Origin of the sequence: Streptomyces flaveolus (genome assembly GCF_044765825.1) — a bacterium.
GTDB lineage: Bacteria > Actinomycetota > Actinomycetes > Streptomycetales > Streptomycetaceae > Streptomyces > Streptomyces flaveolus.
In genome coordinates this window covers 24,334-46,656 of sequence record NZ_JBIWKU010000009.1, presented here as the reverse complement: position 1 = coordinate 46,656, position 22,323 = coordinate 24,334, and the positions used below count along the sequence as shown (strand labels likewise).

The following is a 22,323-nucleotide window of genomic DNA, read 5'->3' as shown; positions in this document are numbered from 1 at the left end:
CCGCACCGTGCTCAACGGGCTCCTGGAAATCCGTCTACGAGAGGCATCGCCGCTGGGCGGCCAACGGCACCTGGGAGCGGATCCTGAAGGCGGTCCAGGCCCACGCCGACCTGGCCGGCCGGATCGACTGGGGCATGGTCGGTGTCGACTCGACCTCCTGCGGGGCCCACCAGCACGCGGCCGGAGCCCGCAAGGCCACACCGCGTCTTCCGAAAGGAGGACGACGCATCGGCACCACCGCCCCGATGAGGGGCTCGGAGTGATCCCCGGGGCTGGCCGGCCGGGATCCCGAGCAAGGGGACGCACTCCCGGCACACGTCACCGACCTGCTGTGGGACCTGAACGAGAGTGACGAGGCCCAGGTCTGCCCTCTGCAGGATCCGGACCCTGGTGTCGGCTGGCAATGGGACGTGAGCACCCGCCTGATCACTTCCTGCTTCGGGTGCCGCACAGACCTCGAGCCCCGGACCGCCCGGAGTCCGGGGCTCGCTCGCGTAAGCGGGGGGGGGCACGCACGCGATGGCGTGTTCAACGACGCCGCGCCGAGCCGGTCACCGCACGCAGCGGGCCGGCATGTGCAAGCGCGTGTAGTCGTCGGCTTCCTGCTCCAGGCGCTCGCCGTAGCGGTAGACGTTGCTGCCGCGCCCCCAGCTCCTTACCCGTACGAGGGGTGGCGTTCATGGGGCCGAAGGCAACAGCATCAAACCCTGCCCGCGCGGTGCCGATCGTGACGTACCGGGGCGGCTACCGGGTGCTGTGCCTGGTGGTCGTCGTGATGGGCGTGGCGGGGGCGGTGTTGGTGGGGCGGATCAGAGGCTGGGCTGACCTCGCGCGGTGACCGTCACAGGGCTCCGGCGTCCCGGGCCGTCCAGACGCTCGGATAGATCGGCCGGAAGCCGAGCTCCCGGCGGATGCGCTGGTTGGACATGATTCCGAACCACGGGTCGGGGTCCGTGAGCTCGTGGAGCCCGGCGGGCACCTCGACGCCGTTGAGCTGGTACAGCTCGACCGTCGTGACAGGGGCGTCATCGGCGATGTTGTAGATCCGGCCGGCGATGCTCGGCGCGTACAGCAGACGCATCAGGCCCTGGGCGACGTCCGCATGGTGGGCCATCTGCAGGCGCTGGTGGGGCGCCCAACCGGAGGCCCAGTGCAAGGAGTTGGCGACGACACCTTCAACATCGTCGCGACGGCCCGCTTCACCCCGGGCACCGCCCGGGCCCGCGCCGCGGAGACGGCCCGGACCCTGGCCGCCACCGGCCGCCCCTTCTCCTGGTGGGTGGGCCCCGCCTCCACGCCGGACAATCTCGCCGAGCATCTTCAGTCCGCCGGCCTGGAGGCGGCGGAAACGGAGGCGGGAATGTGGAAGGACCTGCGCGCCCCCCTCCCCGACGCGCACGTCGACGGCCTGGAGATCCGCCCGGCCACCACCCCGGAACAGCTCGCCGACTACGCCACGGTCCTCGCCGCGAACTGGAACCCGCCCGCCGCCACGGTGCGCCGGTTCTTCGCCGATGCCGCCGATTCAGCCCTCACCGGCGACTGCCCCGCCCGCTACCTGGTCGGCTACGTCGACGGCCGTCCCGTCTGCTCGGCCGAGGTCTTCCTGCACGGGGGCGTCGCGGGCATCTACAACATCGCCACACTCGCCACCGACCGCCGCCGCGGCTTTGGCGGCGCCATCACCGCGGCCACCCTGCACACCGCCCGGGACGCGGGTTACGAGACTGCGGTGCTGCAGGCATCCGCCGACGGCGAACCCGTTTACCGCCGCCTCGGCTTCACCGCCTGCGGCCACTTCACCGAGTACGCCCTCACCCCCTGACCCGTCACGGCATCCACTCCGCTCCTCACCAACGCCTGGTAGTCCATCGGCAACGCTTCACGCGCGGGGCATCGCCCCCGATGGGCCTCCAGCTTCGCCCCCATGCCCAACCAGCGAAAACCACACATGGCAATCAAAGAGAGAACGCCCTCTCAGCCCACAAGGGCCGGGTTGTGCAGGCGCGCGATGCCGAGCATCGCGTGGTGCCCGCCGTCGCCCTTGAGGTGGCAGTCGCGCAGGATCTTCCCCCCTTCATCCGGGCGAAGGTGTGCTCGACACGGGCTCTGACCTGTTTGTGGGAGCGGTTGTGCTCTTGCTTCCAGCCCCGCAGCTCAGCTTGGCCTTTCGCGCGGCGGTGGGGAATCACCAGGCCGGTACCCGGATAGCCTCCGTCTGCGATGAGACGAGGGCAGGACGGCTTGGACTCGACACGCACCCGTCTACCAGGAGCTTCTCCACGCCCGGACCCCGCCCTCACCCCAGTGGCCCCGCTCCGCAAGCAGGTTGAGGAAACCTCAGTGGGTGGTGGCGTGAGGGAGCGCGCGCGGAAGTGCTCGGCGCCGATCACGAGCGCGGGACGGTGGTCGAAGCGACACCGATCCCTTCGTGCCCGGCTACCTGCGAGCCGGGCACGAGCTGGATTCGGTCGAGCTCGCGGCTCAGGGCCGAATCGGACTCCCCTCCAGTGTGCTCAGCTGTGCTCAGCGAGGAGCGGTATCGGCCGGGGGCCCTGCTTCCAGGAGCGCGAGGAGCCCGGGGAATCTCTTCTCGATGTCCGCGCGTCGTGGTCGGATGCCCTTGCGGTTGCCGTAGTCGATCTCGTCAATGAGACCTGCCTCGCGCAGGACCCGGAAGTGGTGGGTCTGGGTCTGCTTCGAGATCGGAAGACCGAACGAGTTGCAGCCTCGCTCGCTGTCGCTGCGGTCGGTGGCCAACTCCGTCATCACCGAACGACGGTGCTCGTCGGCGAGGGCACGAAACACCGCACCCAGATCGAGCGCATCGGCCTCCGGACCGTCCAGGTTCCTCTCGGCCACGTGGCACCGCCTTCCAGTACGACTTGCATCGTACCTGAAGGGCATGCTTCCCTGAGGTACGAAATTGATCGTACCTGGTTCCGGTTGGACCGCCCCGTGCCGCCGCTCCCTCAGATCCGGCCCGGCACTCGCCAGGGACCTGGTCGTCGACACTCCGAGAGGTCATCGTCATGAAGAAGTCCGAGGTGCTGATAGTCGGTGCCGGAATCGCAGGGCCCGCACTCGCGTACTGGCTCTCCCGGAATGGATACCGGCCGACGGTCGTCGAACACGCCCGGCAGCTGCGCTCCGGTGGTAGCGCGATCGTCGTGAAGGGGCCCGCGATCCCGGTCGCCGAGCGCATGGGCATCCTCCCGCAGCTCCGCGAGCTCGCCACCCGCAATCGGTCGCTGACCCTGCTCGACCCCGGCGGCAGGCGAATCCTGCAACTCCCGCTCACGTCGGACAAGGCGCCGACGGTCGAGGTGACCCGAGCCGACCTGTCCGAGGTGCTCCACCGGTCGGCGCCCGCCCCCGGAGCATGCAGCGGGAGGACCCTGGCGGCCGAGGTGGAGGCGGTGAAGCCGTAGCGGCAGCTTGTTCGGCATCCCGTCCGCTGCGGACCGGCCCGTGGGGTTGCTCGCCGACGGCATCGGCGGAACGGCGTTCCTCGGCTATCCGGAGACGCCGGCGGCGAGTGTCGGGACGGCTGCACTTCGTGCCGGTAGCGGCCTTTACCTTGGTTGCGTGACACCGGGCGGCGGGGGCCCGCTGATGCCGAGCGCGAGACAGAAGTCGACTCGGTCGCGGAGCGTGGCAAGGCTGTGTCCGGTGAGCTGCTCGACGCGCTGGAGCCGGTATCGCAACGTATTGACGTGGACGTGGAGTTGCTCCGCGCAGCGCTGCCACGACCCCGACGCGTCGAGGAACGCGGCGAGCGTGCCCACGAGATTGCTACCGTGCTCGGCGTCGTACCGTTCGACAACCCCGATGAGCCGGTCGCGGTAGAGACGGCGGACGTCCTCGGGGACGGCGGCGAGCAGCAGTTGGTGCGTGGTGAGGGCGTCGCTGCCTGCGGTGCCCACGGTACCGGTGCCCAGCGCGGCGACGCGGTGCGCGTGCCGAGCCTCCTCGATCGAGCGGCGCAGGCCGGCCGCGCCGGTGGCCGGGCTGCCGGTGGCGAGTGCGGCCCGGCCACCGGCGAGGAGTGGTGCGAGACGTTCGGCGGCGTCGGCGGCCCCATGGTCGTCGTCCGGCTCCGATGCCGGTACGAGCATCAGGTACGCCCCGTCGTCGAGGGCGATCGGCACCGAGCAGCCCGGCACGCGCTCGGCGACGTCCTCGAGGACGACGGCGGCGAGTTCGGGCCCGTACAGGCTGCCGGTCGTACTCAAGTGCAGGGCGCTGAGCGGGGTGTCGGGGGCGAGGCCGAGGCTGCTCAGCCGGGCCTGGGCCGGCTCCTCCCTCCCCTCCCTCAGCAGGTCGACGGCCTCGCGCAGGAACCGAGCCTCGATGCGGCGGCGTTCCTGCGCGGCGGCCCGGTCGAGGGCGAGCAGGGCGCACACCTCCCACGCGGCGTCGGCGACGCCGGGCGCCCAGTCGCGGAAGTCGCCGGCCGCGGCGAGGTAGCCGGCGGGCGGGCGGTGCGCGACGGGTGACTGGACGGGGAAGAGGCTGAGCGCGCCGTCACCGGTGACCGGCCGCACGGCGGGGAAGCCGCCCGCGGCGAGCGCGTCCCGGTGGGCGCGGGTGAGCTGCTGCTCCGTCACGTCGGGGACGCCGCCCGCCCGCAGCCGCCCGGTGGCGGACAGCACGGCGCACCACACGCCGGAGGCTCGGGCAAACACGTCGAGGAGACCCTCCTCGCCCGCGCCGGCGGCGACGCTGGCGATGAGCCCGCGGTGGAGTCCGGCAGACGGCATGCGTTTGTGCCCGCCGTCGAGCGCGGCGAGCACCGTCTCGGTGAGGGCGGCGAACGACACCTCGTCGCCGACGGTGAGCAGCGGCAGACCGTGTCGGGAGCACGCGTCGCCGAGCGCGTCGGGCAGCATGCCCACTCCGGCGGTGCCCGCGACGAGCGCGGCGACGCCCGCGCCGGACAGCGCGGCGACGAACACATCAGCGTCGCGCGGCTCGTGGTACCAGGTGGTGCTGGTCAGGACGAGTTCGCCGCCGTCGAGATAGCGGCCGGGGTCGGGCAGGTCGGTGGTGCAGACGCCACGGATCGGCGGGGAGTCGGCAGGCGGAGGGACGACGGGGCTCAGCCCGAGCTGTGACATGGCGAGCAGTTCGGTGAGCTGCACTGGTCAGCCTCCTCGGGTGCCCCCGGCGCTCCGGAGTTCCGGCGGGTGGCGTGTGTTACGGACATGCACGCCGGTGTGCAGGGAGTTTGGAGAATAGTACAGGCCCCCTCGCCGCGGGCTCCCTCCCATCTGGAGAAACGTGCAGTCCCGCCAGGCCGGCGCCGCCGGTTCACTGGATCCCACGCACCCCCCATGGCCCGCCCTCCCCGGCCGGGGAGTGCGCTCCGAGCCGCATGCCCTGCACCGCCCCACGTCCGCCCGGTCGTACCTCTCCGAGGAGTCCGTCATGCGCGCCGATCCCGAACGCCCCTCTCCCATTGAGCAATTGGGTGCCGAGCCGGTGCCCACCGACCACAGGCACGGCCGGCCCTGGTCCCTGTTCACACTCTGGTTCGGCGCGAACGTGCAGTTCGCGACGCTTAGCGTGGGCGCCCTCGCGACATCGGTGTTCGGCCTGGACCTGCTGCCCGCGGTCCTTGCGATCGTCACCGGCACGCTGCTCAGCTCGGCACTCGTCGGCCTGTTCTCCACGCGCGGCCCGTTGACCGGGGTGCTGCAACTCATACAGTCCCGCGGCCCGTTCGGCCGTCTCGGCAATCTGCCGTCGGCGGCGTTCACGGTCGTCAACGGGGTCGGCTGGTGCGTCGTCGACTCGGTGCTCGGCATCTTCATCCTGCGCGACCTGACGGGCATGGGCTTCGGCGTCGCGCTCGCCGTCATGGCGGTCGCGCAAATGGGGGTGGCGGTGGTCGGCTACCGGCTGATCCACACGGTAGAGCGAGTCCTTGCTGTCCTCTTGGTGGTCGTGTTCGCGGTGATGTCGGTATACGGGTTCGGGGACGCTGAGGTGGCGGCGCCTGTCGCCCCGGCCGACGGATCAACTGCCTCTTTCCTGCTGGTCGTTGCCGTCACCGCGGCCCGTGTCCTCGGCTGGTCCGCGTACGCCTCCGACTACAGCCGCTATCTGCCCGCAACGAGCCGGCCCCGGCGGGTGTTCCTCGCGGCGGGCGGCGGCAGCGCGCTCGCCGGGGTGTGGATCGGCTCGCTGGGCGCGGCGCTGGGCACGGCGGGCGCGCTCGACGACCCGAGCGGCTTGGTGAGCGGCCTGCTCCCGCACACGGTCGGCACGGTCGTGCTCTTCTTCCTCCTGCTGTCCACGCTCGCGTCGACGGTCATCGACCTGTACTCCGGGGCGATGGCAGCACTCGTCGCCGGGTTCACGATCCCGCGCTGGGTCTCGGTGCTCGTGGTCGGCTCGCTCGGCACGGTACTCGCCTGGTACGCAGGGCACGGCGACTTCGCGACCCATCTCAACGACTTCCTGCTGATGACGGGGTACTGGCTGGCGCCGTGGGCCGCGGTGATGATCGCGGCGTACTGGGGCCGGGGCCGGCGAGCGGTCGCGGACCCGTACAACCCCGGGCACCGGTTCGGCTGGGGCCTGCCGTGCGTGGCGCTGGCGCTGGCCGTCGAGACCCCGTTCATGAACCAGTCCCTCTATACGGGGCCGCTGGCGTCGGCCCACCCCGGGCTCGGGGCGCTCGGCCTGTTCGTCGGCTTCGCGGTGGCGGGGACGGCGTACACGGTCCTGACGGCGCTCCGATCGACCGCACCTACGGAAGCTTCCCGTGAACTTCCCGTTGTTTCCGACAAGCTGAGGAGTACCCGATGACGACCACGACCGCCCCCACCGTCCCCACGGCCGAGGACGAGACCTTCCTGCGCGCGGCGATCGCTGTGGCCGCCTCAGCCCGCGCCTGCGGCAACCATCCCTTCGGCGCGCTGCTCGTCCTCGACGGGGAAGTGGTCCTCAAGGCGGGCAACACAGTCGTCACGGAGCGGGACGCGACCGGCCACGCCGAGACGAACCTGGTCCGCCTCGCCACCCGTGCGTACGGCCCCGCGGACCTCGCCCGCGCGACCCTCTACACATCGACGGAGCCGTGTGCGATGTGCACCGGCGCCGTGTACTGGAGCGGTATCGGGCGCGTCGCCTACGCACTCGGCGAGGACGAACTCCTCGCCCTGACCGGTTCGAACCCCGAGAACCCCACGATGGCCCTGCCCTGCCGCGAGGTCCTGGCGCGGGGGCAGCGCGCGGTGGAGGTCGTGGGGCCGTGCCTCCGCGAGGAGGCAGCGCGGGTACATGCCGGATTCTGGGGCTGAGCTCCGCACTCCGCACCCACCGCCGATTCCTCGGCCCCTAACGGAGCGAAGGCCTCGGGGCGCTGCCCCGGACCCTGCTGCTCAATCGCCGCAAGGGCTTGGACTGAAGGAGCTGCACCCATGTCCCACACCCGCACCCTGATCCACAACGGCATCGTCATTCCCTGCGACGGCACGCGAGCCGTCCTCGACCCCGGTTCCGTCCTCATCGAGGACGGCCGCATCATGGCGATCGGCCACCCGGACGCCTTCACCGGCACCGACGCCCACGTCGTCGATGCCACCGGCCACGCCGTGATCCCCGGCCTGCACAACACCCACCTGCACTCCGGCCTGCTGCGCGGCACCGCCGAGTCGAAGTCACTGTGGGACTGGCTGCGTGAGTACGTCGACCCGGCCCACAAGGCGCTCACCCCGGAAATCGCCCAGGCCGCCTCCCTCCTCTGCTACACGGAGTCCCTGCGCGCGGGCACGACGTCCGTAATGGACATGTGGCGTCACATGGAGGGCTCGGCGCACGCCGCCGAACAGGCCGGGATCCGCGCGACGCTCGTCCCCTACGTCGCCGATCTCCCCGGCTACCAGTACTTCGAGACTCTCGACACCAACCGCCGCCTGCTCACCGAGTACCGCACGTACGCCCACGACCGGGTCCGCTCGTGGGTAGGCCTGGAGCACCTCTTCTACTGCAGCGCTGAGGCGTTCAGGTCGGCGGCGAGGCTCGCCGACGAGTTCGACACGGGGCTGCACACGCACTCGTCCGAGACGATGTGGGAAGTTGAGGAGTCGGTACGGCAGTTCGGCCGCCGGCCTATCGAGGAGTTCCACCACCGCGGCATCCTCGGCCCTCGCACCGTGGTGGCCCACTGCGTCTGGCTCGACGACCAGGAGATCGATCTGCTCGCCACGACCGGCACGAGCGTCGCCCACTGCCCCTGCTCGAACATGAAGCTGTCGTCGGGCCCGGCCCCAGTCGCCGAGATGCGCCGCAAGGGCATCGCTGTCGGTCTCGGCAGCGACGGCGAAAAGGAGAACAACAACCTCGACCTGTTGGAAGAGATGAAGTTCGCCTCCCTCCTGCAGAAGGTGACGTCCCTTGACCCGACGACGGGCGACCCGTGGGACATCCTGACCATGGCGACGATCGACGGCGCCCGGGCCCTCGGACTGGACGATGTCACCGGCTCCCTGGAGGCGGGCAAGAAGGCCGATATCGTCTCCATCGATCTCCGCAAACTGCACACCACTCCGCTCCTCCACGGCGACGATTTCAACGCGGTCGCCCACCTGGTGTTCTCCGCGTCCTCGGCCGATGTCGCGCGCGTATGGGTGGACGGCGAACTCCTCGTGGACAACGGCAAGGTGCTCAGCGTCGACACGGAGAAGGTACGCCTGGAGGCGCAGAGCGCGGCGGAGGATCTGTTCCGGCGCCGGGCAGCCCTTACGAAGTGACCCATCCGGCGCCGCGCCTACTACCCTCCGACAGAGGTCAGTAGGCGACGGGCCAGCCTGATCTCCAGTTCAGAAGCAAGTCCCGCAACGTCCGGGCCGGTTCCGAGGGGGGCGGGGGCCGGGCCACCCCGCCGGACCGAGACGGCCTATGTGAGGTCAGTGCGGGTGCGGGTGATCTTGTCCATGGCGCGGCGGGCGTCGGGGCCCGGCGCGAGGAATGGCGCGCATGCCGTGAGCAGCCGCCTCAGCGCCGGAGGAGAACAACGGCACGGGAGAGACGTAGTTCCGAACTGCCTCAGCCGTTTCCGCGGTGAGATCGCCCACGATGGAGGCGACGCGCAGGGCCAGCAGTTCGTCGCCGTCGTGGCAGCCCGCCCAGCCACCGCATATACGTGCGCGGTCGTCGTTGCGGTCGTGCAGGGGCAGAGGAACAGCCTCAGGGGCTGGGTTGGGGTGGGACGGTCGTAGAGCGGGAGCTTCGCGTAGTCCTGCCAGATCATGAGGGCTGCGACGGTGACGGTGCCGCAATAGACGTAGGCCCGTTTCTCGTAGCGTGTGGCGACGGCACGGAAGCCTTTCAAGCGGTTGATGGCCAGACCCCGCAAGCACCAACATGATCCAAAACTGAAGCATCAAACGCGGCACGGGCGGCCTTCGAGAGTTCAGTCTTCGTGCAGTAGCGCAGCAGATGCCGGGTGGCCTCGGTGCGGGCCGCGGCGAGACCAGTGGTGCTCCGCTGCTTCAGCGGGCTTGCCTGAACGCGATCGCCGTGGCTTCAGGGTTCGTCCTCGCCGACAGCCGGCCGCAGCATTCTGAGGCGCGCGCGGTGTGCGGCCAGCGCCCGGACAAGTGGGTGCTGGAAGCCGAGTGCCTGGATGACGTCGGACAGACGCTCCTCCAGAAGTTCCGCGTGTTCTATGTCCTGGCCTCGTGCCAGCAAGCTGGTCAGGAGAACTACGGCTGCGATGGCGGTCTCCTTGTGCGTACGGCCGAGGCTTGCGTCCGCCCGCGCCAGAGCTTGGCGCATCGCCGTCATCGCTTCCTCATGCCGAGGCGGACGGCGCAAGGTGTGAAGGTAACCCAGCCGGATCAAAGCGCGTACGACCTGTGGGTGTCCGGTGCCGAGAGCACGGCCCCCTCCGTCGATCACCTCCCGGAACGTGTGTTCCGCTTCGTCCAGTCGGTCCAGATCGCGCAGTGCGGTTGCTTGATCAACCATGGCAGAGGCCCTCTCGGAGGTCAGGTCAGGGCTGCCGCCCTGGGTGAGCAGGGAGAGGTGGTCCTCGGCCTCGGCCAGCCGATGTCGGGCATCTGTCTCGTCAGCCGGGCTTGTGCTGGCGCCCCGGCGTGAGCGTCGTTGGAACAGGCGCACGGCTACGGCCGTCTCATCGTCCGGCGGCAGGGCGGCCGCGCACCGCCTCTCCAGTTCTCCCCACAACTCGCGTGCTTTCGCCTGCTGCCCGGTGTCGTTGAGGATGACGGCGAGGTTGTGGCGGGCCATCAGGGTCGCACTGTCGTCGGGCCCCAGGGTCTTGGAGCGGTGATCGATGATCCGTTCCGCGATCTCGATCGCCCTGGTGTGGTCGCCGGCCTTCCAGCATGAGTAACCGAGGTTGAGCAGTGTCCTCCAGGTTTCTTCATCGTCCGGGCCGAACTCTTCGGACTTGTGCGCGACGACCTGTTCGAGCAGCTTGACGCTGCGCGAGTACTCGCCGGCTTGGGCGTAGGCGGCGGCGAGATTGCTGCGGGCAGAGAGAGTGTTGGCGGAGCGAGGGCCGGTGTGCAGTGTCGCCGAGCGCACCAGCCGCTCGGCCAGAGGGATGACGGTTGCGCCCGTGGAGTTTTCCAGAGCGATCAACGTCACCGTATTGAGAAGTCGGCCCACGCCCGCTGTGTCTCCCTGGCTCGCCGTGATCTTTACCCACTCGGTCAGGTGCGGGATCAATGCCAGGCAGCGGCCAATCCGGCCGGGGGACTGCGGCTCCCCCAGAAACCGCGCCAGGGCATCCGCCGCCTCAAGACGCCCCTGCTGCCCGAACTCCTGCCGGGCTAGGTCGCGCGCGTGGGGCGTCAGGACGAAGCCTCCGTCGGGCAGGGGTACGAGAGCGCCCGCGGCGACGAGCGAGTCGCTCTGGCGCTGGTCCCCGGCAGCAGAGACCAGCCCTCTAGGTATCGGGCTTGAGGAGAACCAGCACAGGAGGCGCAGCAAGGCGCGCGCGTCCGGATCCTCGGGAGTCGCGGAAACCGTCATGCGGGATCATGCTCCGGTATGGATGTAGGAGGCCCACATGGTCGGGGCCGCGGGGAAGGAGGCGCGCAGGGCACGGACCGCCATGTGCAGTGCGCGGGCGGAGTCGGCGGTGCGGGGGGCGTGCTGCCCGTTACCGGTCAGTTCCTTGTAGACGGCGCGGCTGACGTCGCCGGCTGTCGCGTCGCTGACCGGCCACAGGGCGCCGATGACATGGCGGAATCCGGCCAGCTGGAAGGCACCGGTCAGGTGGAGCGACTCCTCGCTCAGGTCGGGGCTGATCTCGTGTGTACTGCACGCGGACAACATGGCGAGTTCGCTGTCGGGCAGATGCAGCCCGGCAATGTCCGCCACCGTCAGGGGCGCCGTCCGGTGGTCGGCGAGCAGGAGTCTGCTGGACCCTGGGGCATGGATATTGGTCATCGCGTGGCAGGCGAGGTGGACATGGCCGTGGTCGGCCAGGGCCGTCGTGACCCGCTCCCTCGTACTCTCCTCGGGGGTGAGCACCAGTGCGTCGGGGATGAGTTCGCGCACGGACCGCACCTCACCGTCCACCCCACGCAACGGCTCGGCGCCGCTCACCTTCGGCACAGGGACGACGAGGGTGCGGGACCGGTGGCGTACATGCAAAGGGCGCCGGGCGTATTCCAGGGCGCGCAGACTTGCGGTGTACGAGGAGACGACCCGGTCGAGGACTCCGTCCCCGCTGGCCGTCGTCGCACTTGTTCCGGCGGCGTGCCAGGGCAGGTAGCCGAGAAACCCGGTGGGGCACCACCAGAGGCGGGGCCAGTCGACGGCGGGTCCGGTGGCGGTGGGGGAGAGCCGGCGGTCGAGGTCCAGCGCTTGGAGGATGGGGTGGGCGGCGGTGGTCCACAGCCATTCCAGGGTGGCACGGACCTCGCCCTGCGCGAGCCGTCGGGCTCGCAGCGGGTAGCGGTCGTTGGTGGCGAACTCGCGGGCGGTGAGGAAGGTGAGGACGCGGTCGGTCACCGTCTGGGTGTCGAAGCCTGGCAGGTGGAGGAATCGGACGGGTTCCTCGGCGTCCGAGGTGATCAGTAGGGCCTGGCCTCCTGAGTCCAGCGTGGTGACGATGACCACCGGTCCTTGGGATGCTGTTTCACGCGGGTCCGGCGTGGACGGCGGAGCGGTCTCCCGCAGCTTCACCAAGCGCTGGTTCAAGACCGTCCGTTCGTCGGCGATCTCTCGGTCGAGACCAGTGGCCTCCGGTGCCTGGCTGGCCCCGCGGTCGCGAAGGTCGAGGGCGCGCATGCCCTGGGACAGATCGCGGAACTCCTCCTGCAGCTCCGGGCCTAGCCAAGCCGGGTCCCTGCGGAGATCCATGGCGTCCTCGGACAGCAATCCGCGGCTGAGCTCGAGGAGGCGTACACCGCCAACAGGATCACCGGCCGCCAGAGCGCTCATGACGATCCGTTCGGTCAGCAGAGAGTAGTTGCGCAAGGCGTGCTCACGGTCCGACCAGCGAGGCCCGCCGGCCACGTTCAGCCGCAGGAGGTCGACGGCCGCACCTAGTCGGGTCATCGCGTCCGGATCCGTGGGGTCGACCGCCGCGATGGCCCGAAGTGCCGCTGTCATCCTGACCGAGGGCCGGGCCTCCGCCTCGTCCGTGAGCCTGTCGAATCCGGCCAGAGCCTCTCCGCGCAGCATGTCATCGTTCTCCAGCGCGGCCAGGTGCGATGCGGCCAGAGACCGTTCCAAGTCGAGTGACAGGAGGGTGCCCCGCACCGCTGGACCTGGCCGAGTGAGAACCTTGTCCGCCGTGTCGACCGCTCGGCGAAGAAGTGCCGCGTCGCCGGTGGCTTTGCCCAATAGACGCTGAGCGCGTACCAGCGCGTCTACGAGGAAGGGTTCGGCGAAGCCGCCAGGGGCGACGATGCGCGACGCCTCCTCGCAGAGACGGACGGCCTCCTCGAGACCGGTGACAGGTCCGTCCTTGTCGAGTGCAAAGAGATCTGTGAGCACCTTGCTCGCTTGCATGCGTGCGGTGACGTGCTGTTCGACGGTGAGCGTGGGAAGCGTCAAGGCGCGGCGAGCTGTGGCGAGGGACTCGTCCAGGAGCGTCCGGTCGGTGGTGCGAGCGCCATGTGCGTGCAGAATTCTGGAGTGGTGGAGGAGGCGATCGGCGAATTGGGTGGTGAGCAGGTCCTCGACGGGTGAATCGCCGGGCCGTCCGCGGCCGGGGGCCGGCGGTTTCGCAGGCTCCTCGACCGAACGTCGGCTTGCCCGGACGGCGTCGCGCAGTGCCTGTGGGTTGTCCGTCAGTTCAAACACGATGAGGTGAGCCGCTGCCAAGGTGCCCTGAACGACGGGCTCTTCCAGCAGAGGGGCAGACCGTGCGTGGATTGCTGCCTGTTCGGCAAGGGTGACGGCTTCGCGGGCGGCCTGTGGATCGTGGGTGCGCTGGGCAAGATCGACGAGCAGGCTCGCGGTGTTGTGGGCGGCCTCTCCCAGCAACTCAGGACCCTCCACCACGCTCAGAAGCCGGCGCCCATGGGAGATCGCCTCGCGCAACAGGGGAAGGGTCCTGGTGGCGCGGTACTGCACGATGATAAGCAGGCACAGGACTCTCAGCACCACGACGTCGGCCGCGGCCATCGGCCGCCCGGGCTCCGGCAGCCACTGCCGGCACAGCCGTTCCAAGGCGGCCTGTGCAGCGGCGGGCCGGGTCAGCAGCGTCCGCAGGGTGACCTCGAAATTGTTCAGGGCCCGGGCATCGCCGTCGAGCGCCCGCCGTGTCATCGCCAGCGCTTCGAGCAGTGCCTCGTCGTCGCCGGTCAACTGTCCCCATTGAGCGAGGGCCGCGGCCAGGTTGTGACGGTAGGAGGCGGCGTCGTCCTCTGCCGGTCGGCCGGCCCGTGCCGGGCTCCGGCCGTCCTGCGCCTGCGCGGGCGCGGCCTCCGTCAACCGGACTGCTTCACGGAAGGCCTTGACCGCGGTCGCTGCGGCCTCTGGATCGCCCTCCTGCCGGGCCAACGTGAGAGCGGCCACCCCGAGATTGGCGCACATCAGGGCGCGGGGTGCCTGGATCGGGACGGTGCCGCTGAGAAGCCCGCTGCACAAGCCGATGATCTCGCGGCACACGCCGGGATCGTACGACCGGCCGCGCAGGTCGCTGAGCAGGAAGATGAGGGTGTGCACGATCGCCGGCCGATCCGGATCGTCGTCGGCTGCGGCGGTGTGGCCCAGCCGCAGCAGATCGATGGCCAGGCGCAGGTCACCAAGGTCCTGGGACTCCGTGTACCGTCCGGCGAACGGCTTGCACAGCTCCCACCAGATCCATGCGCGGGTGGTGAAGCCCGTCTCCTGGCTGAATGCCTCACGGACCTCGTCAGCGAGGGCGTGCTCGAGCTCGAGATAGTGGCGCAGCTGCGGAGGAACGGCCTCGGGCCACTGCGCGTGCAGGGGTCCGAGAAGGTGTACGGCGGCCACGAATTCCACCGTGCCCTTGGAGCCGCCGATGAGCTGCGAACGGTAGAGGAACAGCGTGCCGGCCGCGGCCAGCGCGGCGTGGTCTGTCCCTCCAGGGCGCCGTGCCAGCAGCAGGTGCACCGCGTCCTCCAGCGCATCCCGGGACAGCAGCACCCCCACCACGTTCCTCAGTGCATCCCGGGGCAGCTCTACCGGCGAGCCCGGCCCGGGACCAGCCAGGCGAAGCCGCCCCGTCACCCGGTCGAGATAGTGCTGCCGCTCCTGCGGTGACGGACCGTCGTGGCCGTCGGGTGACGTGCGCTGCCCTGTGCCTGCCCCAGGGAGCAGTCCCTTCCGGTGAACGGTCGGCCGTGCCTGCTCTCCGCCCTTCTCCGACTCTCCCACCCCTGCCTCCGCCCCGTCAGCAACACCATGCGGACAATGTGTACATGGGTATCAACTCCAGGAAAAGGTAGATAACTTAATTGCATGTCAGATACCTCCCGAGAGCGACAGGCCACGGCACCGACAGACGCCAACGGCCATCGCTCGGCGCACTCCTCCTCCGACGGACAGCTCATCGAACTCGCGGAGCGTCTGGAGCGGGTATGCCTCGTCCACGGCCGAGGCGGAGACCTCCGAGGCCTGCTCGAAGAGGCCGGTAAGGAGACCTTGCTGGAAGAGCTCAGTGCCGTACTGGCACAGAACGAATTTCACACCGACCGCCTCGCCGCCCTCCTCGACGCCGTCGATGAAGCTCTGTCCACACAGGGAGTGCACGGACTGACCAGGCCCAACCGCGAATGGCGGGAACTACCCGGAGTGAAGCCCGCCGTCCCTCAGATAGAGGCGTGGTTCTGCCCGGTCGCCCGCTGCACCCGGGCGGAGAAGACCCCCGCCGACTGCACGCTGACCGAGCGACGGCTCGACGCAGCTCCCTTCACACCATGACGACGTTGCTGCAAGAGCTGTCCAAGAAGCTGGCGGAACGGTGGGCCACGGTGCTGATCGGCCCCGGGCTGCTCTTCACCGCCTGCGCAGTCATCGCTCACCATCTGGGCAGTCAGCACGCTCTCGACGTGACCGAGCTGCGTCAGTACGCGACCGAACTCGCTCGCGGCCGGACCACCGGGGACCTGCTGGTCATCGGAGCGGCCACCACCCTCGGCGCTGTCACAGCGGGCCTGGCGGTGGCCGGGACTAGCCGCATCGTCCAGGCCCTGTGGATGCCCACCGCCCCCGGGTGGTACGTCGATGCGCTGACCCGCCTGCGGGCGGCACGATGGGACCGGGCAGACACCGCGCTCGCAAACGCAACCACTGCCGCCCGCCAGCAGCAGGCCCGCGACCGCGTCCTCGGCAGACCACCCGCTACCCGATTCCCCACGGTCCTGCGCTACAGCAGACGGCGCTCACGCATCGGTGAAACCCGGCCCGACCGGCCTACGTGGTCCGCTCAGCGCATGGCAGATGCAGCCGCCACCGTACGGGGCCGCTACGCACTGGACCTGAACCGCCTCTGGCCCCACCTCTGGGCGGTCTCGGACGGTGAGATACGCGCCGACATCGGCAACGTCCACGAGAACTACGCTGCTTCCTCCCGCCTCGCCGCCTGGGGCGCGGCATACCTCCTCCTGGCAGGCGTCACCGCGTGGTGGCCTGCCGCCCTCCTGGCCATGATCCTGATCCTGACCGCCCGCAACCGCGCCCGTACGGCCGTCGGAGCCCTGGCGGTTCTGGTAGTTGCCGCAACCGACCTCCACATCTGTGACATGGCCGCACGGCTCGGCGTGCCGTGCGACAACGCCTTCACAGCGCAGACAGCCGCGGACATCAACACAGTGCTGGACACGAACACAACACCGTGACCTGCCATAAGTCCCGCCCCCTGGCCGACGTGGCGGGCGTTGGTAGACGTCGTCGAGGGTGGTGATCGTTCGCGTGATGCAGACCCGCGACTCGGCGGGTGCCACGACCTCTGCCTCCGCGCCGAGCTGGAGCAGCATGCCAATGGCATGTTTCGCCCAAGGGCGCCTGAGAGAGGCGAGCCACACGGCACTGGCCTGGGCATCTTCCGCTACGTCGTCGAGGGCACGATCGCCTGGCTCCACGGCTTCCGCCGCCTGCGCATCCGCTGGGAACGTCGCGACGACTTCCACGAAGCCTTCCTCGGCCTCGCGGTCTGCCTGATCACCCACCGCCACGTCCAACGTCTTTGTTAGGACCTCTTAGCCGGCGATCCCCGATCGACCTGCCAACCGTACGTATCGCGTACAGAACGGGAACGGTGATCACGGCGTCGGTGCCGTCCATGCATACGGCTCGTCCCCTGCGAACGAACCGGTGTGCTGACGGCCGCTCGGCAGATCCGTACGGATCTCAGGATATGCTGCCCCGGCACACCGTCCCCACGGCCGGGGTGTGGCCCGTGCGGAGGTATGTGTCGACCGCCTCCGTGACGCAGCGGTTCTGCGGGTATGTGCCGTGGCCCTCCTCCTCGGCCGTTAGGAGCACGCCGACACCGTCGCCCAGGGCGCGGGCCATGCGGCGGGCGCCGGGGTACGGGGTGGTCGGGTCGCCGGTGCCGCCGACCACCAGGATGGGCGCCGCGCCGTCGGCGTTCACCTGGGGCGTGGCGCGCTCGCCGTCGACCGGCCAGTCGTAACAGAGGTAGACGCCGGTGGACCAGGCCTCGCCGAAAACGGGTGAGGCGGCTCTGACGCGGGCCTCGTCCCTGTCGAGGCGTTCGAAGCCAGGACGCAGGCTGGAGTCCGCGCAGGTGATCGCGGCCTGGGCGACGCGGCTGTTGTCGCGCGGGGTCGCTGCACGGTCGGCGGAGCCGGTGTCGTCCGCGCCCTTGCTCAGCGGACGGCCGTCGTTGTGGTCGATCAGCGCGGTGAGCGCCTCGGCGAGCGGCGACCAACCGTCCGTGCCGAGGTCGAGATGGTCGCTGACAGCGTACGCGAGGTCGTCAGCGTCGAGGTCGTTTCCTCCGCCGGCCGGGGCGGGCTTCTTCTCCAAGCGGTCGGCCAGGCGCGCCATGCGTCGCGCGGCCTCCTCGGGCCCATCACCGGTCGGGCAGTGGCGGATACGGGCCGCGCAGTGCGCAGCGAACCGGTCGAACGCCGCCTGGACCGCCTTGACCTGCGACACCTGCTCCTCGACGAGGTCCTCGGTCGGATCGACGGGCGCCTCGAGGACGAGCCGTCCGACGTGCGACGGGTACAGGTGGGCGTAGACCGCGCCGAGCTCCGTTCCGTACGAGACGCCGAAGTAGTGCAGCCGCTCGTCGCCGAGGAGGTAGCGCATCAGCTCGAGGTCGCGCGCGGTGTGCGAGGTGCCGATGTACGGGAGGATCGCTCCGGAATGCTCGGCGCAGGCGTCGGCACCGTCGTAGCCAGTCTCGTCCGCGGTCTTCCCGCAGCGCACCGGGATGGTCGCGCCAACGCCGCGCGGGTCGAAGGAGACCAGGTCGTAGCGGTCGAGGAGCGGCTTGTACTGGTCGAGGTGTTCGGGCAGTTCGCTCACGCCGGACACGCCGGGACCGCCGAAGTTGAGGACGAGTGAGCCGATGCGCTGGGAGTTCGGTCCGGTGGCTTTGCGGCGGATCAGGGCGACGTCGATCGTCCTGCCGTCTGGTTTCCGGTAGTCGAGGGGGGTCTTCATGACGGCGCAGTCGTAGCCCGTGCGCGCGGTGGGCGGCGAGGTGCAGCGGGACCAGTGGAGGTGCTGGCCGGTGGTGAGCGCGGTGGGCAGACCAGCGGGCGGATTGCTCGCGGTGAACTCCGTACGCGGCTGCGCACTCCGACCGGGAGTATCGTGCTGGAGCCAGGCGCCGACGGCCCCGATCGCGGCGAGGACGACCAAGGCGATGATCCGCGCACCGACCGAGAGGCCCGGTCTGCGGCGTCGTATCGGATGTGCGTCACTCATCGAATCCCCGCGCTCCCACTCCTGGACGCCCGACCCGTGCCCCCATGCCCGCGTTCATGATTGTCCGATCGTCGAATGACTGCAGAGTACAAGCCGCCTCCGACGGCAGCTCAGCTCCTGGCGTCACGGATCCCCAACCCGGTGAACGTATGCGGTCACAGCACCAGTAGTGCTTCGTTACGTTGAGTGATACCGGGTGGCTATGGGCAGTCTCCCAGGGTGAAGTTGGGGAAGTGGAACGGCTCCGGGGCGAGTTGGCGGAGTTCGTTGCTGATGTGTTCGGGTCGTTGTCGCGGCGGGATCAGCGGCGGTAGAGCGAGTGTTATCTGCCGGGCCTGATGCTGGAGTGCCGGCGCGCAAGTCGTTTTCAACCCGCTGGCTACTGGCAGACCCTGCTCGTGGAGGACGATCCAGAGCCGCGGAGTTCCGCACCCACTGTCACCTCTTCGCTGCCCGCCGGCCCTGGCGATGTGGCTGCATCGACGAGGTGCTCCGTGACATCGCCGACGACAAGGTGGCCGGAGTCCTCATCACCGACACTCAGATGCGACGCATCCACCACCCCTACGACGGCGGCGCCGACGTCTTCCTCACCACACCACACGAAAGAGACCGCACTCGCGATCGGCATACCGACTGGCTCTCCAGCCATCCGTCAGGTCTCCGACAATCCCGGACCGCCACGTCCGCCCTCACTCCGTGTCCAGGGCACGGCTCCAAGCCCATCATCGGCCCCTGTCCCGTGCCTGGACGCCACGTTCCGGGCCGGGGCCGCCAGCCGCGCCCGGGCCGCCCCTCGTGTCCGCCCGGCCCGTACCGGCCGGACTGGCTGCTCCCCACTCCCGCCTCCCGCCTCGGGTGAGCAGGCTCCCGCTCCAGGGGCGTGGGGGCCTGTCGCTAGGCTCCAGCGCCATGACCAGTGATCTCGGATTCACCTGCTCCTGCTGCGGGGCCCACCACCGTGAGCTGCCGATGAACTACACAGCCGACGCCCCCGCGGTGTGGGATCCGTCGTTCGCCGGCGCTGACGACTGTCTGCTCTCCGCGGACCAGTGCGTGATCCGGGCAGAGCACTACTTCGTCAAGGGCCTGATCGAGATACCGGTCATCGGCAGCGACGAGGTGTTCTCCTGGGGCGTCTGGGTCTCGCTCAGCCGCGACAACTTCTCCCGGGCCGCCGACCTGTGGGACACACCCGGCCGCGAGTCCGAGAAGCCCTACTTCGGCTGGCTCACCACCGACCTGCCGCTCTACTCGCCCACCACCCTCAACCTGAAGACACACGTCCACACCCGCCCGCTCGGTGAACGCCCCTACGTGGAACTCGAGCCCACCGACCACTCCCTCGCCGTCGAACAGCGCACCGGCATCACCCTGGACCGCGTGCGGGACATCGCCTCAGCCGTGCGCCACTTCGACGACAGCGAGCAACGGTGACGGCCGGCAGGTTCGCGCGCAACAGCGGCTGCGAGGGCGGGGAAGCCAGTGAGTCGACTCAAGCAGTGCTCGACGGTGCTGGGTCGGTGGCAGATCCTCCCGGAGCTTTGGGCGAAGGGGAAGCATCGCCGGAGTCCAGGCATATCAGCGAGACGACCACGAATGCCTCAGCGCCCTGGGGCGGCTGGACGGGCAGGGCGGCGAGGGCCGTCCAGTTGCCCTTCGTGAGGGACAGCACCTGGGCCCCCGCGTCGGGGCCCGGCTGCCAGCCGCGCTCGGCACGAGCCCGCGCGAAGGCCGACTTCAGCGAGGCTTTCACCGTCTCGGGCGCGTGCCGTCCCGAGAGACGTTCATGGCACCTGCCCAGGGAATTCGACGGTTCTCTCTCCACCTCGATGCCCTCCGCCGCCAGTACCGACCTGATCTCCGACACCGCCGTCTCCGCAGACAGAGCTGGGCCAGAAAAGCGCGGGGGAAGCGGGCCCAGATCAGCAGGGACACAGGCCGCGGCGGTCATCAGTGTCGCTATGACGAGGCACGCCAGGGTGGAGCGTCTCAGTCGCTGTCTACCGATGATGTTGTGTCCTCTCTCAGTCCTCTACGGCTGACCATTCTGCCGCCTTGCTGAGCCTGACGGACCACCAGCCATCGAGCGATGCCCCCGGCGGCGACCGCACCAACCACCCGGCGTTCCGCAGCCCTTCGACCGCCCGCCATTGTGTCCCCGGCCCATGCCAGCGCCCCACCCCTGGGGAGATGGAGGTCCCGGGCCGCACCGCGGCCGCCGTGTCTGCCCGTGCGGTACCTGCTGGACCCGTGTCGCGCTATGGCCGGCTTCTACGGCAACTGCCCGGTCCCTGGTGACACTGAGGTCTCCGCCTCAAAGGAGGTGAGAGTGAGCCCTCCGTCGTCTCCTGCCGCGATGACGTTGACGTGCACCGTGCTTTCACCCTCGAAGCGCAGGGTGAACAGCGGATCGACCGCCATCAGGAACTCGAAGCCCTCCCGGTCCTCCGCGCTCAGTGAAGGGTCGAGAACCGCGTCGCAGGACCAGCCGTCGCCCGTGACGCGCACCGTGACCCGCACACCCAGCTCGGCCAAACACGTCGACGGGTTGGCCCACCACTCCAGCGTCGCAAGGCCCTCGTAGCTGTCCATCACCCAAGTATCCCGGGCAGACACGGCGGGCATGCCTACTCACGCCACGCGGCCGGGCAGAACACGTGCCAAGCCGACCCGCGCCCAGTCACTGCCGGGCCGCCCTTGTCGCGCCCTGGTGGGCCAGGGGTTGCCGCCCTAACCCGTGCCGCCCCGACAGTGAACGCACACCCCCCCCGGCCCGCGGCCCGCCACCCTGAGCAGGCCGCCCGCCAACCACGTGAAGGGCGATAACCGCCGAGACCAGCCTCATCCTGCAGCCCGGCCCCGCCAGCTGCGCAACGCCCGCGGCCTGGACCGGCTCCGCATCCACCTCACGATCAGCTGACCACCCCCAGCACCTCCACGCCCCCGGACTCCCGCCCGCGCAGCACGAGTGCGGGGGCTGCTGCCGTTCCCACGTCCGGCCGGGGCTCGTCCACCGCCTCAGTCGTAGCCCGGCCCGTCAGGTGGCCCGCAGCGGGCGAGTGACGCTGGTCAGTGCCTCGGTGCCTTCACCGGCGCAACTCTAGGGTTTTCGCAGGGCGGATGGTGTGCTTCTGTCACGAGAGGTCGGATGCTCAACGAGGGTGGGCATGGTTTTCCACGGCGGCGAGCATAGGGGCCACACCATTCGGCGTAAGGTCCGGCGTGCGGTTTTGCCCAATAAGCCCCTCGGGTACACCATTGGGCGTCGAGGTCAACTGCTCATACGACAAAGCCCCTTGCTCCGCAGATGGCTGGACACCGAGCGGTGCAAGGGGCTTCTGACGGAAGGACGCAACATGTCGATCCAGATCCACGATCCCATAGGACTGGGTACAACACCACGCGGTGGCGGCTCGACTGCAGTCGCGGTCGTGGTGATCGTAGTAGTGGCCGCTCTCCTGAGTGCCGATCAGGTCGCGGCTTTTGCCGCCCTGATCACAGCTACAACCACTGCTGTGACGACATACAACTGGGGCGGACAACACCTTCGCCCGCCCGCCGTGAGGCTGCACCAGCACCACGGCTAGCGGACCGCTCCCTGAAACCCGGGGCCTGGCCGCCACAGCGGCCAGGCCCTTTGTCGTCTAGGCAGTTTGGAGAATGCGAAGATGTCGCAAACCTGACAACGGGGAGGCGTGTGGTGGCAGATCCGTCCGACTTCGAGCCCACCGGACCGAGGCGCGAATTCATCGGCTTTATCCGGATCGATGGCCAACGGGAGAAGGAGCAGCAGCTTCGGCTGATGGCTTCGTCGGCGCCAGAAGCCCGCGCCCTGGTCATCGAGCAGTATGGCGAGGGGCACGTCATCTCGGTGTGGAACGAGGAAGACGCCAGACGTCCCAGGTAGACGTCACCATCGCGCCTTCCGGTTCTCCCGACGGCGAGACTGAA

At 69.5% G+C, this 22,323-nt stretch carries 17 protein-coding genes and 5 pseudogenes; 12 read left to right on the top strand and 10 right to left on the bottom strand.

Features of this window, described 5'->3' with window-relative positions; genetic code table 11:
* Nucleotides 1-17 precede the first annotated feature (17 nt).
* Nucleotides 18-259: pseudogene (locus tag ACIRG6_RS25620) on the top strand (IS5/IS1182 family transposase); the annotation flags it as partial.
* Nucleotides 260-841: 582 nt separating this feature from the next.
* Here the strand turns inward: ACIRG6_RS25620 and ACIRG6_RS25615 are convergent.
* Nucleotides 842-1,168 (bottom strand): annotated as a pseudogene (locus ACIRG6_RS25615) (NAD-dependent epimerase/dehydratase family protein); the annotation flags it as partial.
* On the opposite strand from ACIRG6_RS25615, the gene ACIRG6_RS25610 reads away from it, so the two are divergent.
* The gene (locus ACIRG6_RS25610; protein ID WP_403324681.1) at nt 1,151-1,825 is read left to right on the top strand and encodes a GNAT family N-acetyltransferase; all 675 of its coding nucleotides are present in this window, start codon (nt 1,151-1,153) and stop codon (nt 1,823-1,825) included. The pseudogene ACIRG6_RS25615 and the gene ACIRG6_RS25610 sit on opposite strands and share 18 nt — an antisense overlap.
* Nucleotides 1,826-1,977: 152 nt before the next feature.
* Here the strand turns inward: ACIRG6_RS25610 and ACIRG6_RS25605 are convergent.
* Nucleotides 1,978-2,225 (bottom strand): annotated as a pseudogene (locus ACIRG6_RS25605) (transposase); the annotation flags it as partial.
* Nucleotides 2,226-2,526: 301 nt separating this feature from the next.
* Nucleotides 2,527-2,862 carry an ArsR/SmtB family transcription factor gene (locus tag ACIRG6_RS25600; protein WP_403324680.1) on the bottom strand — a complete coding sequence of 112 codons (336 nt, stop codon included), beginning with the start codon at nt 2,860-2,862 and terminating at the stop codon, nt 2,527-2,529.
* Nucleotides 2,863-3,032: 170 nt separating this feature from the next.
* On the opposite strand from ACIRG6_RS25600, the gene ACIRG6_RS25595 reads away from it, so the two are divergent.
* A complete protein-coding gene (locus ACIRG6_RS25595; RefSeq protein WP_403324679.1) occupies nt 3,033-3,431 on the top strand; it encodes an FAD-dependent monooxygenase in 399 nt (132 codons plus the stop codon).
* A gap of 144 nt (nt 3,432-3,575) precedes the next feature.
* Here the strand turns inward: ACIRG6_RS25595 and ACIRG6_RS25590 are convergent, their stop codons facing one another.
* On the bottom strand, nt 3,576-5,144 hold the full coding sequence (locus ACIRG6_RS25590) for a PucR family transcriptional regulator (RefSeq protein ID WP_403324678.1): 1,569 nt from the start codon (nt 5,142-5,144) through the stop codon (nt 3,576-3,578).
* Nucleotides 5,145-5,430: 286 nt separating this feature from the next.
* On the opposite strand from ACIRG6_RS25590, the gene ACIRG6_RS25585 reads away from it, so the two are divergent.
* The 3 genes from ACIRG6_RS25585 (at nt 5,431) to ACIRG6_RS25575 (ending at nt 8,762) form a co-directional block, all read left to right on the top strand.
* Nucleotides 5,431-6,816, top strand: a complete 1,386-nt coding sequence (locus ACIRG6_RS25585) for a purine-cytosine permease family protein (protein WP_403324677.1) — start codon at nt 5,431-5,433, stop codon at nt 6,814-6,816.
* The gene (locus tag ACIRG6_RS25580) at nt 6,813-7,310 is read left to right on the top strand and encodes a nucleoside deaminase (protein WP_403324676.1); all 498 of its coding nucleotides are present in this window, start codon (nt 6,813-6,815) and stop codon (nt 7,308-7,310) included. Before ACIRG6_RS25585 ends, ACIRG6_RS25580 begins: the two co-directional genes overlap by 4 nt.
* 120 nt (nt 7,311-7,430) lie before the next feature.
* Nucleotides 7,431-8,762 carry an amidohydrolase family protein gene (locus tag ACIRG6_RS25575; protein WP_403324675.1) on the top strand — a complete coding sequence of 444 codons (1,332 nt, stop codon included), beginning with the start codon at nt 7,431-7,433 and terminating at the stop codon, nt 8,760-8,762.
* Nucleotides 8,763-8,918: 156 nt separating this feature from the next.
* On the opposite strand, the gene ACIRG6_RS25570 is transcribed toward ACIRG6_RS25575, so the two are convergent.
* The 4 genes and pseudogenes from ACIRG6_RS25570 to ACIRG6_RS25555 all read right to left on the bottom strand — a co-directional run bounded on the left by ACIRG6_RS25570 (nt 8,919) and on the right by ACIRG6_RS25555 (nt 14,619).
* Entirely contained in the window at nt 8,919-9,290 is a 372-nt protein-coding gene (locus ACIRG6_RS25570) for a DUF6283 family protein (protein WP_403324860.1), read from the bottom strand.
* Nucleotides 9,254-9,352, bottom strand: a pseudogene (locus ACIRG6_RS25565) (IS5/IS1182 family transposase); the annotation flags it as partial. The gene ACIRG6_RS25570 and the pseudogene ACIRG6_RS25565, both read right to left, overlap by 37 nt.
* Before the next feature lie 185 nt (nt 9,353-9,537).
* Nucleotides 9,538-11,013, bottom strand: coding sequence for a tetratricopeptide repeat protein (locus ACIRG6_RS25560; RefSeq protein WP_364686720.1), 1,476 nt, complete (start codon nt 11,011-11,013; stop codon nt 9,538-9,540).
* Nucleotides 11,014-11,019: 6 nt separating this feature from the next.
* A complete protein-coding gene (locus ACIRG6_RS25555; protein WP_403324674.1) occupies nt 11,020-14,619 on the bottom strand; it encodes a CHAT domain-containing protein in 3,600 nt (1,199 codons plus the stop codon).
* A 306-nt stretch (nt 14,620-14,925) separates the two neighbouring features.
* On the opposite strand from ACIRG6_RS25555, the gene ACIRG6_RS25550 reads away from it, so the two are divergent.
* From ACIRG6_RS25550 to ACIRG6_RS25540, 3 genes and pseudogenes are all read left to right on the top strand, one after another.
* On the top strand, nt 14,926-15,387 hold the full coding sequence (locus ACIRG6_RS25550) for a hypothetical protein (protein WP_403324673.1): 462 nt from the start codon (nt 14,926-14,928) through the stop codon (nt 15,385-15,387).
* Entirely contained in the window at nt 15,384-16,304 is a 921-nt protein-coding gene (locus tag ACIRG6_RS25545; protein ID WP_403324672.1) for a hypothetical protein, read from the top strand. The genes ACIRG6_RS25550 and ACIRG6_RS25545 overlap by 4 nt, the downstream gene beginning before the upstream one ends.
* A gap of 177 nt (nt 16,305-16,481) precedes the next feature.
* Nucleotides 16,482-16,658: pseudogene (locus tag ACIRG6_RS25540) on the top strand (IS5/IS1182 family transposase); the annotation flags it as partial.
* Between the two features lie 157 nt (nt 16,659-16,815).
* On the opposite strand, the gene ACIRG6_RS25535 reads toward ACIRG6_RS25540, so the two are convergent.
* Entirely contained in the window at nt 16,816-18,369 is a 1,554-nt protein-coding gene (locus tag ACIRG6_RS25535; RefSeq protein WP_403324671.1) for an alpha/beta hydrolase, read from the bottom strand.
* A 319-nt stretch (nt 18,370-18,688) separates the two neighbouring features.
* Between ACIRG6_RS25535 and ACIRG6_RS37770 the strand changes: the two genes are divergently transcribed.
* Nucleotides 18,689-19,231, top strand: a complete 543-nt coding sequence (locus ACIRG6_RS37770) for a DUF3885 domain-containing protein (RefSeq protein ID WP_450152412.1) — start codon at nt 18,689-18,691, stop codon at nt 19,229-19,231.
* Nucleotides 19,232-19,341: 110 nt separating this feature from the next.
* Entirely contained in the window at nt 19,342-19,806 is a 465-nt protein-coding gene (locus ACIRG6_RS25530; RefSeq protein ID WP_403324859.1) for a DUF2199 domain-containing protein, read from the top strand.
* An 837-nt stretch (nt 19,807-20,643) separates the two neighbouring features.
* Here ACIRG6_RS25530 and ACIRG6_RS25525 read toward each other — a convergent pair.
* The gene (locus ACIRG6_RS25525) at nt 20,644-20,964 is read right to left on the bottom strand and encodes a hypothetical protein (RefSeq protein ID WP_364685674.1); all 321 of its coding nucleotides are present in this window, start codon (nt 20,962-20,964) and stop codon (nt 20,644-20,646) included.
* Between the two features lie 1,108 nt (nt 20,965-22,072).
* Between ACIRG6_RS25525 and ACIRG6_RS25520 the strand changes: the two genes are divergently transcribed.
* Nucleotides 22,073-22,279: a hypothetical protein gene (locus ACIRG6_RS25520; RefSeq protein ID WP_364685677.1), complete on the top strand. Its 207-nt coding sequence runs from the start codon at nt 22,073-22,075 to the stop codon at nt 22,277-22,279.
* Nucleotides 22,280-22,323: the final 44 nt, after the last annotated feature.

Excerpts from the sequence above, each read along its gene's own strand:
- ACIRG6_RS25595 (WP_403324679.1), top strand. The coding sequence starts at position 3,033 with ATGAAGAAGTCCGAGGTGCTGATAGTCGGTGCCGGAATCGCAGGGCCC.
- ACIRG6_RS25585 (WP_403324677.1), top strand. The coding sequence starts at position 5,431 with ATGCGCGCCGATCCCGAACGCCCCTCTCCCATTGAGCAATTGGGTGCC.
- ACIRG6_RS25580 (WP_403324676.1), top strand. The coding sequence starts at position 6,813 with ATGACGACCACGACCGCCCCCACCGTCCCCACGGCCGAGGACGAGACC.
- ACIRG6_RS25575 (WP_403324675.1), top strand. The coding sequence starts at position 7,431 with ATGTCCCACACCCGCACCCTGATCCACAACGGCATCGTCATTCCCTGC.
- ACIRG6_RS25560 (WP_364686720.1), bottom strand. The coding sequence starts at position 11,013 with ATGACGGTTTCCGCGACTCCCGAGGATCCGGACGCGCGCGCCTTGCTG.
- ACIRG6_RS25550 (WP_403324673.1), top strand. The coding sequence starts at position 14,926 with ATGTCAGATACCTCCCGAGAGCGACAGGCCACGGCACCGACAGACGCC.
- ACIRG6_RS25545 (WP_403324672.1), top strand. The coding sequence starts at position 15,384 with ATGACGACGTTGCTGCAAGAGCTGTCCAAGAAGCTGGCGGAACGGTGG.
- ACIRG6_RS25535 (WP_403324671.1), bottom strand. The coding sequence starts at position 18,369 with ATGAGTGACGCACATCCGATACGACGCCGCAGACCGGGCCTCTCGGTC.
- ACIRG6_RS25530 (WP_403324859.1), top strand. The coding sequence starts at position 19,342 with ATGAACTACACAGCCGACGCCCCCGCGGTGTGGGATCCGTCGTTCGCC.
- ACIRG6_RS25525 (WP_364685674.1), bottom strand. The coding sequence starts at position 20,964 with ATGGACAGCTACGAGGGCCTTGCGACGCTGGAGTGGTGGGCCAACCCG.